The organism is Citrobacter sp. S55_ASV_140 (assembly GCF_018919505.1).
Lineage (GTDB): Bacteria > Pseudomonadota > Gammaproteobacteria > Enterobacterales > Enterobacteriaceae > Citrobacter > Citrobacter werkmanii.
On the sequence record NZ_JAHLQZ010000025.1, the window covers coordinates 21765 to 39013 of the forward strand.

Below are 17249 nucleotides of genomic sequence, written 5' to 3' on the forward strand. Positions count from 1 at the left end.
CCTGTCGTAAGGGGTATTTACTGTTGCGGGGCAGCAGGCGCGTCCGGCTCAGCAAAGGTAGGCATACCGAACATGCCAACAAACTCATCCAGCGACATTTTCTGTCCGTTCAGTGTTACCTGACCGTTCGCATATTGCAGGCTGGAACCGATAACGTTGTCCTGCAGCGTCGTAATACGGAACATCTGACCCATCGCCGCGAGGCCATTAACCTGCTGCTTCGCCAGACCCGCCGCTTCTTCCTGCTGATATCCTTCCAGTTTGGCAATCTGCGTCATGAATTCAGTCGCCATGTCGACAGGGATCGTCAGCTTAGCGTCCAGTGATTTGACGGAGCGATCCACTTCCTGGGCCAGCGTTTGCGGCTCCACGGTGTTTGCGGTCGGATCTTTCAGCAGTAGAGAGAGATTAAAGGCGGTTTCACCTTTCGCATTTTTCCAGCTCAGTGGCGCAATGGTGATAACCGGTTCGCCTTTCATCAGAATCGGCAGGGCATTAAAGAAGGCTTCGGTGACTTTCTGCTGATATAGCTCCGGGTTTTGCACCACATCTATCTGTGACATCAACGCCTTGGTCTGGGCGCTATACTGCTGACTGAACTGGTGCAGGGCTTCACCATCAATCTGACCCACTTTCAGCGTCAGTTTGCCGCTACCCATATCCTGGCCCTGCAGTTTAAGGCTGTTCAGAGTGTAATCCAGCTGGCTGTTGACGGTTTTACCCTCGTTGATCAGATCGGATTTACCATCGATACCCATGCCTTCCAGAACCGCCAGCTCTTTACCCTCGACTGAAATTGACAGTTTTTCGAGTGACAACTTCTGGTCGCCAATACGCTCACCAAAGCTGGCGATACTGCTGGAACCTTCAGTTTTCAGGTTATTGAAGGTAATTTGTACCTTCTGGTTGTACTCATTGACCGCATTAACCAGACCACTTTGCGCATCGCCAGTCAGCGAAACCGCATTACCGTCTTTGTCAGCCGTAAACTGGAATTCCCCGCCGCTGAAGGCCACTTTTTCATCGCCATTCTCGTAGTTCAGCGGTTTGAGGGAGAGATCGGAGCGGGTATCGCCGCTGTAACCGATACGGGAGTTAATGATGAATGGCGTTTCACCTTTGGCAATGTCGAACAGTGGTTTGGTGACGTCGTTATTCACCAACGTTGTTTTCACCGAGGCCATAGCGGGAACCAGATTCAGCGACTTCAGCTGTGCCAGTGGGAAAGGGCCGTGATCAACCGTTTCATTAAGGACGATGCTTTGCCCCGGCTTCAGCCAGGAATCTTGCTGCCCGGTGATGTGTTTAACCACCAGTTGCAGTTGGCTATTGAACACGCCGCGCTGATAGTTTTGATAACTCAGTTCAATTCCCGCCTCAGGGGAGTAGCGTTTCAACTGATTGTTTGCCTGTGTCACCATCTCGGCGAGATGCGTTTCGAGTTTTTTACCTGTGTACCAGGCGCCGCCCGTCCAGACGATACCCAGTGCAACCACTACACCCGCAGCTACCAGCGATTTTTTCATTTTGATATCCATAAAATAAAACCAGGCGTTTGAAGACGCCTGGAGGAGTGACTTGTCTTTAACTCACTACAGCTTAGCAAGAGTTGTTAAAAATATCAGTATCTTGCTACAGCTTGTTATAAACCCGAGCTAAACGGCCCTTGCCGCTGACGTTGACCGGCGATTCATTCGCACTAATAAAGGCCGACTCACCCGGCTGCAGTACCAGACGCTGCTCACCTTTGCTCAACACGGCTTCACCCTCAATGCAGAACAGAATTGCGGCGCTTTGCTGGCCGATCTCTGCGCCAGTGGCCGTTAACTCATGTAGGGAGAAGGCGAAATCGTCGACCGGAATGGGGAAGTCCAGTTCGCCATCCGTTTTAACCGGTGTGGTCAGCAACTGGTTTGCAGGTTTAGCGACAAATTTAACGTTGGCGACCAGTTCCGGGATATCAATATATTTTGGCGTCAGTCCGGCGCGCAGCACGTTATCTGAGTTAGCCATCACCTCCAGCGCCACACCCTGCAGGTAGGCGTGCGGGGTTTCAGCAAACAAGAACATGGCCTCGCCGGGATTGAGTTTAACCACGTTGAGCAGCAGTGGGGAAAAGAGTCCGCTGTCGTTAGGGTAGAAGTCGGCGATCAGGCGGATGGTTTGCCAGGGTTCACCCTGCTGGCTGTTCAGCGCCGATTTCAGTATCGCCAGAGCATGGGATTTCTCCTCATCCTGCATATTCAGCAAACTGGCGAATAGATAGCTCAGACGCTCTGCACTCGGCTCCTGCAGGAAATGCGCAATAGCCGGATGCGCGGCGGAAACGGGTTGTAATAACGCAACAATTTCGGCGAACTCACGAAATGCGTTCATTGCCAGGAAAGGCGTCAAAGCAAAAACCAGTTCTGGTTTGTGGTTAGGATCTTTGTAGTTGCGCTCGGCGGCATCCATTGGGATCCCGGCGGCGTTTTCTTTGGCAAACCCGATTTCAGAATTGTGCTTGTTAGGATGAACCTGAATCGAAAGGGGTTGCGCGGCGCAGAGCACTTTAAACAGGAAGGGCAGTTCACCGAAGCGTTTGGCAACGGCATCACCTAATAGCGCGGATTTATCGCGTTCAATAACGTCGCGTAAAGCAACCGTCTGACCATCAGCGCTCTGAACCTGCGAACTGCTTTTTGGGTGCGCCCCCATCCAAAGTTCAGCCATCGGTTGCTGAGTTGGGTTGGCAATCCCATAAAGTTCCGTTAACGCAGTTTTACTTCCCCAGGCGTAGTTCTGCACTGAGTTGATGAGTTTTTGCATTCTCAAGCCCTGTTTGAATGTGGAATTTTCTCTGGCTATTAAACCAAGAAACCCTGAGGGAAGTAACCTGCGCATGTAAAAAGTCGTACTTGTCTCAGTTTTTGTTAAAAAATTGTGTAGGATATGGTGACTCGCTTTTAATACCCTGAGTATTTCCGGTTGCAGAAAGCCTTGCCTTCTCCAACCCGACTTACGGCAGGGAAGCAGGGCAATGGAACATCTGCCCAGAGAATAACCAGACCTAGCAGTAAGTGAGAGCACAATGTCAAACAAACCCTTTCATTATCAGCATCCTTTCCCGCTTAAAAAGGATGATACCGAATACTATCTGCTGACCAGCGACTATGTCTCCGTTGCCGAATTCGAAGGGCAGGAGGTTATTAAAGTCGCGCCGCAAGCGCTAACCCTGCTGGCTCGTCAGGCTTTTCATGATGCTTCGTTTATGCTGCGTCCTGCGCATCAGCAGCAGGTTGCTGATATCCTGCGTGACCCTGAGGCCAGCGAAAACGACAAATATGTGGCCCTGCAATTCCTGCGTAACTCCGACATCGCGGCGAAAGGTATTTTGCCGACCTGTCAGGATACCGGCACAGCGATAATCGTGGGTAAAAAAGGTCAGCGTGTCTGGACCGGCGGCGGAGATGAAGCGGCACTGGCACGAGGGGTCTATAACACCTACATCGAAGACAACCTGCGCTATTCGCAAAACGCCGCGCTGGATATGTATAAAGAAGTGAACACTGGCACTAACCTGCCGGCGCAGATCGATCTGTATACCGTTGACGGCGATGAATACAAATTCTTGTGTATTGCTAAAGGCGGTGGTTCGGCGAACAAAACCTATCTGTACCAGGAAACCAAAGCGCTGCTCACGCCGGGCAAATTAAAAAATTACCTGGTCGAGAAGATGCGTACGCTGGGAACAGCGGCTTGTCCGCCGTATCATATCGCGTTTGTGATTGGTGGAACGTCGGCGGAAGCGACGCTGAAAACCGTCAAGTTGGCTTCGGCGAAATACTACGACGAACTGCCGACCGAAGGTAACGAGCATGGTCAGGCATTCCGCGATGTGGAGCTGGAAAAAGAACTGTTGATAGAAGCGCAGAATTTGGGGCTGGGCGCGCAGTTTGGCGGGAAGTACTTCGCTCATGATATCCGCGTGATCCGTCTGCCGCGTCACGGCGCGTCGTGTCCGGTTGGTATGGGTGTTTCTTGCTCCGCCGATCGAAATATCAAAGCTAAAATCAACCGTGAAGGCATTTGGATCGAAAAACTTGAGCATAATCCGGGTAAATACATACCAGAAGAGCTGCGCCAGGCGGGCGAAGGCGAAGCGGTGCGCGTTGACCTCAATCGGCCGATGAAAGAGATCCTGGCCCAGTTGTCGCAGTACCCGGTGTCCACGCGTCTGTCACTCAACGGAACCATTATTGTTGGTCGTGATATTGCGCATGCGAAACTGAAAGAACGTCTGGATAACGGTGAAAGTTTGCCGCAGTATGTTAAAGATCACCCGATCTATTACGCCGGTCCGGCAAAAACGCCGGAAGGCTATGCCTCTGGTTCACTTGGCCCAACCACAGCCGGACGTATGGACTCATATGTCGACCAGCTTCAGGCCGCGGGCGGCAGTATGATCATGCTGGCGAAAGGCAACCGCAGCCAGCAGGTGACCGATGCCTGCCATAAGCACGGCGGCTTCTACTTAGGTAGCATTGGCGGCCCCGCAGCGGTGCTTGCCCAGGGCAGTATCAAGAGTCTGGAATGCGTGGAATATCCTGAACTGGGGATGGAAGCCATCTGGAAAATTGAAGTGGAAGATTTCCCGGCGTTTATCCTGGTGGATGACAAAGGTAATGATTTCTTCAAGCAAATTCAGACGTCGCAGTGCGCACGCTGCGTTAAGTAACGTCAGCCGCCCTTAGGGGCGGTTTTTTTTCCGCACGAACCACCAAACGACAGTTTAATCCTCGTTAATACTGATAAGACCAATGCAAGTGGGCAATGTCGAAACATAACCTAATCAATTCTTAATGTAAGGAGCAGGTAATGGTAACGGTACGCCGCGAGAATGATTCAATGGGCGCAATTGATGTTCCTGCCGATAAGCTTTGGGGGGCGCAAACCCAACGTTCGCTGGAGCATTTTCGTATCTCTACGGAGAAAATGCCGGTCTTGCTGATCCATGCGCTGGCGCTGACGAAACGGGCGGCTGCCAAGGTTAATTTAGATCTCGGGCTGCTGGCGGAAGATAAAGCCACCGCGATTATGCAGGCCGCAGATGAAGTATTGGCGGACAAACATCGGGATGAGTTTCCGTTGGCCATTTGGCAGACGGGGTCCGGCACGCAAAGCAATATGAATATGAATGAGGTGCTGGCAAACCGTGCCAGCGAATTGCTGGGCGGCGTGCGGGGAATGGAGCGAAAAGTTCACCCCAACGATGATGTTAATAAAAGCCAAAGTTCGAATGATGTCTTTCCGACAGCGATGCATGTTGCCGCGCTGCTGGCGCTGCGCAAATCACTGATCCCGCAATTAACGGTGTTGACCAAAACGCTCAGTGATAAATCCCACGCGTTTGCCGATATCGTCAAAATTGGCCGGACGCATCTGCAAGATGCGACCCCGCTTACGCTTGGGCAGGAAATTTCCGGCTGGGTGGCGATGCTCGAACATAACCTCAGACACATTGAAAACAGTTTACCCCATGTGGCGGAACTGGCGTTGGGGGGAACGGCGGTGGGAACTGGACTGAACACCCATCCTGAATATGCTCGTCGGGTCGCGGATGAGTTGAAGGTCATTACCTGCGCGCCGTTTGTTACTGCACCGAATAAATTTGAAGCACTGGCGACCTGCGATGCGTTGGTTCACGCCCACGGAGCGCTCAAGGGGCTGGCGGCATCACTGATGAAAATCGCCAACGATGTGCGTTGGCTGGCATCCGGTCCGCGCTGTGGTATTGGTGAAATTTCAATTCCTGAAAACGAACCGGGTAGCTCCATTATGCCGGGTAAAGTCAATCCGACTCAGTGTGAGGCGCTGACCATGCTTTGTTGCCAGGTGATGGGCAATGATGTTGCCATCAACATGGGCGGGGCGTCAGGTAACTTTGAGCTTAACGTTTATCGACCGATGGTCATCCACAACTTCCTGCAATCAGTGCGTTTGCTGGCGGACGGGATGGAAAGCTTTAACGAGCATTGCGCGACGGGTATTGCACCCAATCGTGAGCGAATCGACCAGTTACTCAACGAGTCGCTGATGCTGGTTACCGCACTCAATACCCATATCGGTTACGACAAAGCCGCTGAGATAGCCAAAAAAGCGCACAAGGAAGGGCTGACGTTAAAAGCATCTGCCCTGGCGCTGGGATATTTAACCGAAGCGGAGTTCGACAGTTGGGTACGACCGGAACTGATGGTTGGCAGCATGCGACCGGGCAGTTAATCAGCAACGTACAGGTGCAGTCGGGGAATAATCAATCTCAACGGCTGCGCCTGAGGTTTAAAACGATGCTGAACGTTGTCGGCATCGTAATTCAGTAACTCGCCGATATCGGGTACGGTCATACCGTTGTTGTTGTTGATTAGCGCAATCAGCGGCGTCGGGCAGGCGTATTGCACCTGTTTTTGCTCTCCTTTGTACCAGACGCGGGCGATGGGCTGCACTTTCACCGGTCTTTTAATCTTCAGTTTTGCCTGCTGTGGCAGGGCTGCGATGTCCTGATATTCCCGCTCCAGCTTCGCCTGCCACTCTTCACGCGTCCATGGGTGTACGCTGCGCGGCGACGTCAGACTCTTTTCCAGTTGCTGCAGGACTTCATCGCGCTTCAGGTTTTTAATGATGTGTTTGTTAGCCCAGCCAAAGCGCAGGGTGGCGGGTTCTTTCACCAGCGTGAGGGTACGATAGGCATTCAACGTAATCAGTCCTGGCAGGTGGCGATGCACCCATTCGAAACGTGCGGCCGGCGCCAGTCCCGATTCCACCGTGACAATGCGCTCAAACGTCGTTTTCAACTGGTTAATACGCTGAATTTGTTCTTCCAGAGCGCGCTGCGCCGCGTTATCCACCTGATAGCACAACACGCCAGGAAGACGGACGGCCGCTTTGCTGCTGCGGTTCTCGGATTGCTGCTGAATAAACAGATGGCGATAGTGACGCAGTGCCAGCGATTCAGCCTCTTTGCCTAAATGTTGTTTTACATCGATGCTCTGCAAAGGGGCATGTTCTGCCTCCTTGACGACTTCTGGTAACGAGAACACGCGCGCAATCAGCAGCGTCTGCTGCAACAAATTTTCGCTCAGCAGCGCCAGTTCCTGTTCCATCTGGCGGAAGGTGCTGTTCAGACGGTCAACGAGATCGTAACGGGCCATGTGTTTTACCATTTTAGTTACAACATACTTTTTTATAGCACAACATTTGCCGCCTGACCACCGAGCGGCATGGGTCAGGCAGAGGGAAATTCAGGAATGTTATGCCAGACGGGCCAACTGAAAGAAAAACGAGCCCCGCCCAGTTCACTTTCATCGCAAACGACCGTACCGCCCATAGCCAATGCGATCGAGTGGACGATGGCTAACCCAAGCCCGCAACCACCGGTCGCCCGGTCACGACTGGGATCGAGGCGTACAAATGGCTCAAAAACTTGTTCACGCGCCGCAGGTGCGATACCCGGACCGTCGTCTTCCACGATCAGTGTCGCCTGGTTACCGTCCAGCTGCAGACTGGCTTGTACCGTCGACTGGCAATAGCGCAGGGCGTTATTCAGCAGATTATCCAGCACGCGCTCCATCAGGCGCATATCCAGCGCACCGTAGTCGCCACTCTGAAGATGGCGTAGCCGCACCTCATGGTCAGGATTGACGCTTTGCACATCCTCAAGATGGGTTGTCAGCCAAAGGGGCAGGTCGGGTACGCTAAGCTTCAATTCATTTTGTGGGCGATCCAACCGGGCGTAGGTCAGTAACTCTTCGATCAACGCTTCCAACTGGCCGATATCACGATTCAGTGCCTGAGATTCTTGCTCGGTGAGGTTCTCACTCATCTCCAGTCGGTAACGTAAGCGTACCAGTGGAGTCCGAAGCTCATGGGCAATACCATCAATAAGCTGTTTTTTACTGGCGATCAGCGCATTGATATTGTCCGCCATCTGGTTAAACGCCACACCAAGACGCTCAAAACTGGAACCGTTATCAAAATGGAGGCGTTCGCCCAGATGCCCCTCACCAAAACGTTGTGCTGCGGCTTCCAGTCGGAGCATTTCCTGCCAGTGGGGGCGCATCCAGATAAACACCGGGAAGGCCAGCGAAATAGCAATGAACGCCATCAGCGCGATGTCCAGCAAGCGCATTTGATGCAGAAAATAGAGATAGGGTACCGGGCCGACGGCCAGCACGTAATGGCTGCGCGGGATTCGTTGAATAAAAGTGTACTGATCGTCAAGCGCGACAATATCGCCTTCGCGCAGGCGCTGCATGGTTGGGGCATCCAGCGTGTATTTATTTAGCGGTTCAACGCGAAGATCAAAAGAGAGGTTCAAATCCATCTCCTTTAGCGTCTTACCCCAGTCACGTGGTGGGATCTCGCGCAGTTCACTGCGCATCAGGTACAACGAGCTTTTCATTAAATCGTCGAGCGACTGTCTGCCCGCGCGTTCTGCGGTGAATTTGTATACAAGGCCGACCAGTAAGGTCATCACCAGAAAGCAGACAAACAGCAGGAGATAAAACTGTACAAACAGCTTCTTCATATAAAATCACCGAATACGCAATATAATGCGTACTGATACTCTCAAAATTGTTGTGATATAAAAATATGAATTTCAATCGTTGTTGTTATTTGCTACTCATTTTCGCAGCAATAGGCTGTATTTTCACCGCACAACCTGTGGTTATGTGGCTAATAGTTGCCAATATACTGACGATGGCGCTATATGGCCTCGACAAAATGGCCGCTCGTAAGGCCTGGCGCAGGGTGCCTGAGTCTACTTTGCTGATGTTTGGTGTTGTTGGCGGGTGGGGGGGCGCGATAGCGGGTCAACAAATTTTCCGCCATAAAACACAAAAGCAGCCATTCAAAACCTATTTTGTTATTAGCGTGATAGTCAGTCTCTCGCTGATGGGGGCGGTTTATCAGTTCTATCCATTTTCATCTTCCTGAGTGAGGGAGAGAGTAAACGGCCCGATTATCTAAGGCAGGAGATATACTTTTCGCCTGAACGGCGTACGATTTCATCGGCATTGTCCTTAATATCTTTTCCCTCAAATGCGCCGTAGAGTTGTTTAAATTTTACCGTACTCAGGCGGTGAGTGATGTCGCTGACCGTTGCGGCTGGCAGCGGCAGCATATTGGGGTAACTCCACATAAAGGAGACGGCATGCGTCCCTGGTGTGACCTGAACGATGTCGCCGGAAAGCACCAGGCCTTCATTTCGTGCCCAGTGCAAAACACAGCCGCCGGAAAAGTGTCCCCCCAGTCGTATCACACTGACGTCCTGGGCGAGTTCAAGGGTGTCGCCTTGCCAAAATCTAATCCACGGGCTGTTGCGCATCACCCACTCGCTATCACTGGCATGGAGGTAAATCGGGGCGTTAAATTCTGCAGCCCAGTCCTGCATCGTTGTGTAGTAGTGAGGGTGTGATATCGCAATAGCCTTAAGCCCGCCCAGAGACGCTATTAGCATTTTCGTTGCATCATCGAGCGTAGCAATACAGTCCCACAGAATATTGCCCTCGGGAGTACGTAGAATAAATGCCCGCTGATTAATCGCAAAATCAGGAACGGTGCGGATGCTGAGAAGATCGCCGTTGTGTTGTTGCCACTTATTTGTATGTGAAGCACAAAGGGCGGAAAAATCGATCCATTTCTGCCCTGTCGCGGGGACATACTGGCGTTCATCATTACAGATAGCGCAATGTTGTGGATGAGAATCCGTTTTCTCATAGGATGTCCCGCAGGCTTTGCATAAAACAATCATCGCGTTTCCTCATTTAACAACCACAATCAGCATGGCACACGGAGACATAAGAATGTGCCCATTAGTGCTCTGGCCCATAATCTTCTGCGGAATGCTTCAATGCCTGATTCTTGATTTCGGAGTTAAAGCCGGTTTTTGTAAGAGGGGGACAACGCGACTATATACCCCTGTGCGTAGCGGAGTGAGCGATGGCGGAACTCGCATCAGTGGTAATCAACTTTGATCTATGACACTGGGTTGGTAATTCTTAAGAGTTATCATTAGCCTGGTAAACGTTTTATTAATCAATCAATGAACGGCGGTGTAGTGTGTTGTTTAGCGCAAATTTGACAGGCTGGAAACAATGAACGCATTGTTTTCAATATTAAAAAAACGCCCAAACATTATTTCGTTGATGGTTTTACTCATCGGGGCAAACATTGTGGCGTGGCTGTGGGCTTTCACCGCGTTTAGCAACAACACGTCGTTACTGGCGCTGAGTCTAATCGCGTGGTGCTATGGTTTGCGCCATGCCGTGGATGCCGACCATATTGCTGCTATAGATAGCGCGACGCGCAAACTGATGCAGCAGAAAAAACGCGCCCTGACGACGGGAGCCTGGTTTTCCCTTGGTCACTCCACCATTGTTGTGCTGGCAAGCATTGGCATTGCGCTGACCACCAGCGTTTTTAAGCAGCATATGACCTGGTTTCAGAATGTCGGCGGTCTTATCGGTACCGCGGTCTCTGCCGCATTTCTGCTGATTCTGGCCACTATCAATCTCATTATCTTCTGCCATGTCTGGAAGGCTTTTCGCCATCTTAAACGCACCGGTACTTACGCTGGTAACACGGAAAATATTACGGTTTCAGGTCCTTTGAACTGGATTTTTCGCTCAGCTTTCCGCCTGGTAGGTAAAGACTGGCATATGTATTTTGTCGGTTTTCTGTTTGGTCTGGGTTTTGATACCGCCACTGAAATTTCTCTGCTGGGTATTTCCGCTTCAAGCGCGTCCAGTGGCATGTCGGTCTGGTCAATATTAGTTTTCCCGGCGCTGTTTACCTGCGGGATGGCGCTGATTGATTGCCTTGACAGCATCCTGATGGTTGAGGCCTATGGATGGGCGTTTAATAAGCCGCAGCGCAAGCTTTATTACAATATGACCATCACCGGAACCTCGGTGATTGTTGCGCTACTTATCGGTGGACTGGAGGCGTTGGGACTTCTCTCTGACGCATTTTCACTCCAGGGAGGATTATGGGATACCGTCAGCAATTTGAGTGAGCATATGGGCAATGTCGGCTTTGTGATTATTGGCGTTTTTATCTGCTGCTGGATTATTTCTGCCGTGAATTACCGTTGGAAAAAATACGACGGACTGACATTCAGTTGACACAAAAGAAAGCCTTCCGTTTACAGGAAGGCTTAGTTCTTACTGGAAGGCTGATTAATTCGCGTTCACGCGTTGCGGTTCTTCTGCTCTTTTTTTCAGGAGCCTGTTAGCCAGTACGCCTGACATCATCGAACCATTCACGTTGAGTGCCGTTCTGGCCATATCAACGACAGGCTCGATAGCAATGAAAATCCCCACCAGCGCGACAGGGAAGTTCAGCGTTGAAAGGACGATCAGCGCAGCAAATGTTCCGCCGCCACCAACGCCCGCCACTCCGATAGAACCCAGCGCAATCGCAGGTAGCATGGCGAGCAAAAAATGCACCGATAGCGGATCAATGCCAATAGTTGGCGCAATCATCGCCACCATAATAGCCGGATAGATCCCGGCGCAGCCGTTTTGACCCATGCTGGAGCCGAATGAGGCCGCAATATTGGCAATGGTGTTTTGCACGCCAAACTTTTCCTGCGCGGTAATAGCCAGTGGAATAGATGCCGCACTGCTGCGTGACACAAAGGCAAAGGTTAATACTGGCCAGACGGTTTTAAAATAGTGAACCGGATTATTGCCACTCAGCACCAGTATTAGCGCGTGGACGATAAACATCATCAGAATGGCAAGGTAACAGGCTGCAATAAAGCCTAACAGACTGGCAAATTGTTCAAGTCGATACGCGGAAAATACGCCTGCCATTAATGCCATCACGCCATAAGGGGTGAGGGCAATAACGATACGTACCATCTTCATCACCCAAATCTGGATGGCGTTAATGCCGGCACTTAATTTTTCACCTTCTTGCGGGGCGTCTTGTTTGACCTTTAATAATGCCACGCCGGCAAGTAGCGTGAAGATAACAATGCCTATGACGGAAACACTTCTGGCCCCGGTTAGATCGAGGAAAATGTTCGTGGGGATCAGGGAGGTCATCAGTTTTGGTAGTGAAATGGCGGCAGTTTTACTCACATCATCCGCCGTCAGCGTGGACTGCATATGAACAAATGCGCTGGCGTCCAGACCTAATACATGCGCAGTCAGTAGCCCAATAAACCCGGCAATCATTACCAGGCAGAGCATGCATCCGACGATGGTTAATGACATTTTCCCAATGCCTGCACTATTTTCGAGCTTATTAATGGCTGAGAGAATAGAGATGAAAATCAGCGGAACCGCAACCAGCTTTAGTAAATTCACATAGCCATTGCCGATAACGTTATACCAACCGATCACTGTTTTACTGTCGTCGGCAGCAATGAGATGCAGGGATAAGCCGATAACGGCACCAAGAAAAATAGCGATGAAGACACTTTTTGAAAGAGAGTGACTTTTTTGGTTGATTCTGAAAATTGCCCATGAACAAACCAAAAAGAACGCGATATACGCGAGCGTAACGAACATATTGTAGCCTCTTGCCTCATTCAGCACCTGAAATGCCGGAAAGAGTTTTGTTATTGCGAAATAAACCTGAACCATAAGGTTCAGGACCGCAACGGATTATAGAGAGGGGGGAAGTTAGCAGCCACACAAAAAATGTGGAAACTAGCCGGGTAGCGGTTGTATGCCTGTTCTGTAAACAATTTTTCGTGACGGTGTAACGTATTGTGATAAATCCAGCCGATCTGCGAGACCGGCCTGATGGCACTATTTCTGTGGCTCGTCGTCCCAGGCGTGCGGTGCAAACAGGTAACCTTTGTTGCGTACCGTTTTGATTCGATAGGGCTCAGTGGCGTTATCAAGCAGTTTTTTACGTAATCGGGAAATCGCCACATCAACGCTGCGATCCATACCGTCATAGCTTACACCGCGCAGGTTCTTCAGCAGCGCATCGCGGTCCATTATCTGCCCGGCATGAGTCGCCAGCTCCCACAATAATTCAAAATCGGCGGTGGAAAGAGAGACTTGCTCGCCGCCGAGTAACACGGAGCGGTTGGTTGGGTCGATAGCGAGTGTACCAAAGCGTAGCGTTGTGTGCGGCGTGATGGTCGCTGCCTGAATACCTTTAGACTGGGCTGAATGTTCGCTCTGACGCAAATGCAGGCGTAGTCGCGCAAGCAGTACGGCCGGAGGGGTTGTTTTAAGGATGTAGTCGCAGGCCCCCATTTCCAGCGCCAGGATATGGTTCATGTCGCTGTCCAGAGAGGTCAGCAGAACAATCGGACCCTGCCAGCGTCCACGTAAATCGCGGCAGATTGTCATCCCGTCTTTGCCCGGCAGCATGATATCTAACAACACCAGATCGGGTTGAACTTGCAGGATTCTCTCCTCGGCCAAATCACCACGAGGTTCAAGAATAACCTCAATGTCATGCCGGGCCAGATAGGCGGCAATCAGCGAGCCAACTTCAGGATCATCTTCAACAAATACAATGGTGTTCATATCATTCATTTTGAAAATAAAACGCCAACATACACCGCCCTCGTTTTTCCTTCCATTAATCTTTTCTAAACAAGATTGCTTCCGTTATGCTAGGGACTGATGTTATTGATGTGTTAAGGCAGGGTAATGGGACTCGTTATCAAAGCGGCGCTGGGTGCGCTGGTGGTGGTGTTGATTGGTTTGCTCGCTAAAACAAAGAATTACTATATTGCTGGATTAATCCCGCTGTTCCCGACATTCGCGTTGATTGCCCATTATATCGTGGCCAGTGAGCGTGGAATCGAGGCGTTGCGTACCACCATTGTATTCAGCATGTGGTCGATTATTCCCTATTTTGTCTACCTCGTTTCGCTGTGGTATTTCACCGGCTTTATGCGCTTACCCGTCGCGCTCGGCGGGTCAGTAGTGTGCTGGAGCCTGAGCGCGTGGTTGCTGATTTTTTGTTGGATTAAACTGCATTAACGCAGATGACGCCCGCCATCAAGGGCAAAACTACGTCCTGTGACAAAGCAACTGGTCAATAGATAGTCAATTAAATCAATGACTTCTTTTTCACCGGGCGCCGTTTTCATCAGTGATTTATTCAGAGCCTGCTGGCGATATTCAGCATCGTCACTCTCGTTGAACAGGATCAGCGAGGGGGCAATCGCATTCACTTTGACTTCCGGCGCCAGTTTGCGGGCGAACGAGCGAGTCATATTGTCCAGCGCCGCTTTACTGGCAGCATAAGCGATGTGCTTGTCGCTGCCACGCTCCACAACATAATCCGTAAAATGGATAATATCGCTGGCTGCATGTCCATGACCGCGTAACAACTCTTCCAGGGCGTGGTTGAGTAAGTAGGGCGTATTGACATGAATCTGCATCATGGCCGACAGCACTTCGGTTAGCGGCGTGCCCGGCTTTTCTGCAACCCAGGCACTGGCATTATGCACAATGGCGCGCAAACCGTTCGTCTGCCTTTTAACCTCATCGGCAAAGGCTAACACGCCTTTATCGGTAGAAAAGTCAGCCTGGATACACAACGCGCCAGCTTCGCACAAGCCATCAATGGCCGGGTAATACGTCCGATAGCTGACAATAACTGGCTGTCTTTGATTGAGAAAATGCCATGCGACGGCGAGGCCGATGCGACGACCTCCTCCAGTGATAAGTATCGGCAAAGGGGGCTTTTTACCCATCGTAATATTCCGGCTCTAGTAAAAACAGTAACTTACAAGAGACAATGTGTAAGTAGTGTATGAAACGTTGGTAAATGGTGCAATCTCATTCGTACACAGTAGCACACAGAGCTAAAGTTGTTGGAGTTTGTTACATCATCCTGATTTTATTGTTAGATCGGATGTTGTTAAATCCTTGTTTTCTAATGGCAAGGATGATTAACAATGTATATTCCAATTTGGCTAATTGTTGTGGGCTTGGTTGTTGTCGCTATAGCAATAAACCATTACTACAAGCTGTACAGAAAGTGGGAAGCCTTAGCAGTCAACAACTACAGGCGATGGGGAAAGATGAAGTACGAGTATGAGTGCGTAGCAGATCTGCTCATTTTGGATAGGGATTGGCTTTGTCAGAATCTAAAGCCTGAGTTACGTGAAGAACTATCACAAAACTTCCGTGTGAAGTGGCTTAACAATCCTGAGTATTGGGACAGACTAAGCAGACAAGATCAATTATTTGGGCCATATCCCGAATACGAGGAAATCAGAAAGCTTGTGTACGAGCATTTCAAAGAATACAAATACCGTGATGTTAATGAAGATCTGCGTAATTATGGTGTGAAAATGAAGCGCTATTCACAAGACTAACCATATAAAACAAGGCTGCTCATTGAGTGGCCTTTTTCTTTTCCTGCGACTGAATAGGAGCTATTCGCAGAACAAATGTCCCGTCTGGCTAAATCAGATGCAGTGAAAGTGTTACCGAAGGAACCGAAAGGTTTGGCTTCTGGTGAACCAGCTAAAGCAAAACCGCTTCACTTGTTTTGGAATAACGAAGTCCACACTGTAATTCCAAACGAAAAAGGGATGTATAACCTGAACCAACTTCATCGAGTATCTGGAGCCCCTCGCTCTAAGGCTCCTAATGATTGGGTTAGAAACAGTCAAACCACTGATTTAATTGCTAAATATTCCAAACCTGAATTTTCCGGTTTGGTGGTAAAACGTGGTGGTTATACTCCGGGTACGTGGGCAATTGAGGAAATTGTCTATGCTTATGCTTCTTGGCTAAGTGCTGAGTTCCACAAAGCTGTTCTGGATGCTTTCACTGCTGCTGTCAGTGGTGATATGGTTAAGGTTCGTGAGATTGTTCGTACCGCTGTTCGTCAAGAAGGTGTGCCGATTCGTAAAGAGTTTGCTAGCACTTTCATGTCAACTGATCCTCGTGCAGAAGCAATTGAGTTTGCAACTGACCAGATTAACTTAGCAGTCACTGGCAAGACTGCCGAAGGTATCAAAGCACTAACTGTTCTGAAAATGGTATAAGGATTGTGTCAAACTCAAATAAGGTAATAATTCAGAATTAGGAAATATAATGTACATCCAATCATGGTTATTAATAACAATTGTTGTGGTTGTTTCTATTGCCTTATACTCTCTCTATAGATCGTATAAACATCAAAAAGCGTTTGCTATAAATAATTATAAACAATGGGGAAAAATGCGTTATGAGTTTGAATGTACGGCAAAGCTACTAATAATAGAGAGAAGTCATTTATGCGATGAAATGCTTCCAGAATTAGTTAATAAATTTGGTGATTACTCTTGGTTTAATTGGATACATGACCCTAAACACTGGCAGGACTTAAGCCATAACTCTCCTGATTACTATGAGCTTTATGATGGGGTAAGAGAAGAAATATATAGATTCTATAGTGAATATGATTATGCGGATGTAATGCAAGATATTAATTATTTCGAAGTATACAGAACTAAATAGCATTAAAAACCAAATGTATCGAAGTAAGCAGAGTACAAAAAATGTGCTCTGTTCCCCCGTGGAATTTGACTTGCCATATTTAGCCCTCCTGTAACGCTCTGTAAGCCCTCCAAGCCTGTAGGTAAGGTGATTGCCTGCCTTGTGCCATTTAAACGCTCTGTAGGCTGTCTGGTAGCCTCGAATTGATCAGATAACCGTTGCAGCTATGGCTGCATCGCTAGGGGGACATTTTTGTCCCTCTAAAATTAAATGTGCAAATAAACAGGGCTAAAATTAAGTTCACAAAAATGTGAAGCTAAGTCTAAGGGTGCATATTTGCACCTCTAGAGCAGGAGGCTTATTAGTGCGGTAGTTAGAAGGGGAAGCCGTAGACCGTTTTTGGTCTGCGAGAATTAACGCAGTAGAGGTATAAAAATTTTTACGGTGAAAGATCTGTGAACGAGAGAACCATCAATAAGGCTCCCCATCGTACAGTAGCTTTGCTAGTTACTATTCTCAAAGGCTATCAACTTTTAGTCTTAGTTATATCTTCATAGACCTTCTTAATCATTTCCCAATCATCACCAATCACATTCTTAGCCTCAGTACGTAGCTTAGGATCTAACCCTTCAACCTTTGATTGCCATACATCAAGCTTATATTTATCAATCTGTTTTTGTGTATAGCTACGATCAATACACATTTTCTTATCAGCAATAGACAAACCTGAATAATCTAGAGAAGCATTATTTAATGCTTGTGTAGTCTCTTCTACTACCGACGTAATAACATCAG

General features: G+C 49.3%; 17 protein-coding genes. 8 read left to right on the plus strand and 9 right to left on the minus strand.

The genetic code is table 11. The features are described 5' to 3' along the window. Nucleotides 1-17: 17 nt before the first annotated feature. Together KQJ18_RS06575 and manA are read right to left on the minus strand one after the other, a co-directional pair. Nucleotides 18-1526 carry a YdgA family protein gene (locus KQJ18_RS06575; RefSeq protein ID WP_216421702.1) on the minus strand — a complete coding sequence of 503 codons (1509 nt, stop codon included), beginning with the start codon at nucleotides 1524-1526 and terminating at the stop codon, nucleotides 18-20. Between the two features lie 106 nt (nucleotides 1527-1632). Beyond that, a complete protein-coding gene (gene manA / locus KQJ18_RS06580) occupies nucleotides 1633-2808 on the minus strand; it encodes a mannose-6-phosphate isomerase (protein ID WP_185655778.1) in 1176 nt (391 codons plus the stop codon). 262 nt (nucleotides 2809-3070) lie between these two features. Here manA and fumB point away from each other — a divergent pair, with 262 nt between their 5' ends. Both fumB and fumC read left to right on the plus strand, forming a co-directional pair. Next, nucleotides 3071-4717 (plus strand): class I fumarate hydratase, encoded by a 1647-nt coding sequence (gene fumB / locus KQJ18_RS06585; protein ID WP_061381392.1) that lies wholly within the window; start codon nucleotides 3071-3073, stop codon nucleotides 4715-4717. A 140-nt stretch (nucleotides 4718-4857) separates the two neighbouring features. Beyond that, entirely contained in the window at nucleotides 4858-6261 is a 1404-nt protein-coding gene (gene fumC / locus KQJ18_RS06590) for a class II fumarate hydratase (protein ID WP_042308585.1), read from the plus strand. Here the strand turns inward: fumC and tus are convergent. Both tus and rstB read right to left on the minus strand, forming a co-directional pair. After that, nucleotides 6258-7187, minus strand: a complete 930-nt coding sequence (gene tus / locus KQJ18_RS06595; protein WP_038640452.1) for a DNA replication terminus site-binding protein — start codon at nucleotides 7185-7187, stop codon at nucleotides 6258-6260. The two genes, fumC and tus, sit on opposite strands and share 4 nt — an antisense overlap. Nucleotides 7188-7261: 74 nt before the next feature. After that, nucleotides 7262-8563: a two-component system sensor histidine kinase RstB gene (gene rstB, locus KQJ18_RS06600; RefSeq protein ID WP_038640455.1), complete on the minus strand. Its 1302-nt coding sequence runs from the start codon at nucleotides 8561-8563 to the stop codon at nucleotides 7262-7264. Nucleotides 8564-8628: 65 nt separating this feature from the next. Here rstB and KQJ18_RS06605 point away from each other — a divergent pair, with 65 nt between their 5' ends. Then, entirely contained in the window at nucleotides 8629-8973 is a 345-nt protein-coding gene (locus KQJ18_RS06605) for a DUF1294 domain-containing protein (RefSeq protein ID WP_085049349.1), read from the plus strand. A 25-nt stretch (nucleotides 8974-8998) separates the two neighbouring features. Here the strand turns inward: KQJ18_RS06605 and KQJ18_RS06610 are convergent, their stop codons facing one another. After that, nucleotides 8999-9790, minus strand: a complete 792-nt coding sequence (locus KQJ18_RS06610) for an MBL fold metallo-hydrolase (protein ID WP_121529024.1) — start codon at nucleotides 9788-9790, stop codon at nucleotides 8999-9001. 343 nt (nucleotides 9791-10133) lie between these two features. On the opposite strand from KQJ18_RS06610, the gene KQJ18_RS06615 reads away from it, so the two are divergent. Beyond that, entirely contained in the window at nucleotides 10134-11162 is a 1029-nt protein-coding gene (locus KQJ18_RS06615; RefSeq protein ID WP_216421703.1) for a HoxN/HupN/NixA family nickel/cobalt transporter, read from the plus strand. 54 nt (nucleotides 11163-11216) lie between these two features. Here the strand turns inward: KQJ18_RS06615 and KQJ18_RS06620 are convergent, their stop codons facing one another. Both KQJ18_RS06620 and rstA read right to left on the minus strand, forming a co-directional pair. Further along, nucleotides 11217-12557, minus strand: a complete 1341-nt coding sequence (locus KQJ18_RS06620; RefSeq protein ID WP_069324184.1) for an L-cystine transporter — start codon at nucleotides 12555-12557, stop codon at nucleotides 11217-11219. A gap of 243 nt (nucleotides 12558-12800) precedes the next feature. Next, the gene (gene rstA, locus KQJ18_RS06625; RefSeq protein WP_170973237.1) at nucleotides 12801-13535 is read right to left on the minus strand and encodes a two-component system response regulator RstA; all 735 of its coding nucleotides are present in this window, start codon (nucleotides 13533-13535) and stop codon (nucleotides 12801-12803) included. 126 nt (nucleotides 13536-13661) lie between these two features. Between rstA and KQJ18_RS06630 the strand changes: the two genes are divergently transcribed. Next, on the plus strand, nucleotides 13662-13997 hold the full coding sequence (locus tag KQJ18_RS06630) for a GlpM family protein (RefSeq protein ID WP_032939759.1): 336 nt from the start codon (nucleotides 13662-13664) through the stop codon (nucleotides 13995-13997). On the opposite strand, the gene folM is transcribed toward KQJ18_RS06630, so the two are convergent. Further along, nucleotides 13994-14716 (minus strand): dihydromonapterin reductase, encoded by a 723-nt coding sequence (folM, locus tag KQJ18_RS06635; RefSeq protein ID WP_216421705.1) that lies wholly within the window; start codon nucleotides 14714-14716, stop codon nucleotides 13994-13996. The two genes, KQJ18_RS06630 and folM, sit on opposite strands and share 4 nt — an antisense overlap. A gap of 204 nt (nucleotides 14717-14920) precedes the next feature. Between folM and KQJ18_RS06640 the strand changes: the two genes are divergently transcribed. The 3 genes from KQJ18_RS06640 to KQJ18_RS06650 all read left to right on the plus strand — a co-directional run bounded on the left by KQJ18_RS06640 (nucleotide 14921) and on the right by KQJ18_RS06650 (nucleotide 16475). Further along, nucleotides 14921-15343, plus strand: coding sequence for a hypothetical protein (locus KQJ18_RS06640; protein ID WP_216421706.1), 423 nt, complete (start codon nucleotides 14921-14923; stop codon nucleotides 15341-15343). A gap of 75 nt (nucleotides 15344-15418) precedes the next feature. Further along, entirely contained in the window at nucleotides 15419-16021 is a 603-nt protein-coding gene (locus tag KQJ18_RS06645; protein WP_216421707.1) for a KilA-N domain-containing protein, read from the plus strand. Between the two features lie 49 nt (nucleotides 16022-16070). Beyond that, nucleotides 16071-16475 (plus strand): hypothetical protein, encoded by a 405-nt coding sequence (locus KQJ18_RS06650; protein WP_216421708.1) that lies wholly within the window; start codon nucleotides 16071-16073, stop codon nucleotides 16473-16475. A 505-nt stretch (nucleotides 16476-16980) separates the two neighbouring features. Here the strand turns inward: KQJ18_RS06650 and KQJ18_RS06655 are convergent. Continuing rightward, a partial coding sequence (locus KQJ18_RS06655) for a hypothetical protein (RefSeq protein ID WP_216421709.1) occupies nucleotides 16981-17249 on the minus strand: 269 nt, incomplete at its 5' end.

Coding starts and splice junctions, on each gene's coding strand:
- KQJ18_RS06575 (WP_216421702.1), bottom strand. CDS start 1,526: ATGAAAAAATCGCTGGTAGCTGCGGGTGTAGTGGTTGCACTGGGTATC.
- manA (WP_185655778.1), bottom strand. CDS start 2,808: ATGCAAAAACTCATCAACTCAGTGCAGAACTACGCCTGGGGAAGTAAA.
- fumB (WP_061381392.1), top strand. CDS start 3,071: ATGTCAAACAAACCCTTTCATTATCAGCATCCTTTCCCGCTTAAAAAG.
- fumC (WP_042308585.1), top strand. CDS start 4,858: ATGGTAACGGTACGCCGCGAGAATGATTCAATGGGCGCAATTGATGTT.
- tus (WP_038640452.1), bottom strand. CDS start 7,187: ATGGCCCGTTACGATCTCGTTGACCGTCTGAACAGCACCTTCCGCCAG.
- rstB (WP_038640455.1), bottom strand. CDS start 8,563: ATGAAGAAGCTGTTTGTACAGTTTTATCTCCTGCTGTTTGTCTGCTTT.
- KQJ18_RS06605 (WP_085049349.1), top strand. CDS start 8,629: ATGAATTTCAATCGTTGTTGTTATTTGCTACTCATTTTCGCAGCAATA.
- KQJ18_RS06610 (WP_121529024.1), bottom strand. CDS start 9,790: ATGATTGTTTTATGCAAAGCCTGCGGGACATCCTATGAGAAAACGGAT.
- KQJ18_RS06615 (WP_216421703.1), top strand. CDS start 10,134: ATGAACGCATTGTTTTCAATATTAAAAAAACGCCCAAACATTATTTCG.
- KQJ18_RS06620 (WP_069324184.1), bottom strand. CDS start 12,557: ATGTTCGTTACGCTCGCGTATATCGCGTTCTTTTTGGTTTGTTCATGG.
- rstA (WP_170973237.1), bottom strand. CDS start 13,535: ATGAACACCATTGTATTTGTTGAAGATGATCCTGAAGTTGGCTCGCTG.
- KQJ18_RS06630 (WP_032939759.1), top strand. CDS start 13,662: ATGGGACTCGTTATCAAAGCGGCGCTGGGTGCGCTGGTGGTGGTGTTG.
- folM (WP_216421705.1), bottom strand. CDS start 14,716: ATGGGTAAAAAGCCCCCTTTGCCGATACTTATCACTGGAGGAGGTCGT.
- KQJ18_RS06640 (WP_216421706.1), top strand. CDS start 14,921: ATGTATATTCCAATTTGGCTAATTGTTGTGGGCTTGGTTGTTGTCGCT.
- KQJ18_RS06645 (WP_216421707.1), top strand. CDS start 15,419: ATGTCCCGTCTGGCTAAATCAGATGCAGTGAAAGTGTTACCGAAGGAA.
- KQJ18_RS06650 (WP_216421708.1), top strand. CDS start 16,071: ATGTACATCCAATCATGGTTATTAATAACAATTGTTGTGGTTGTTTCT.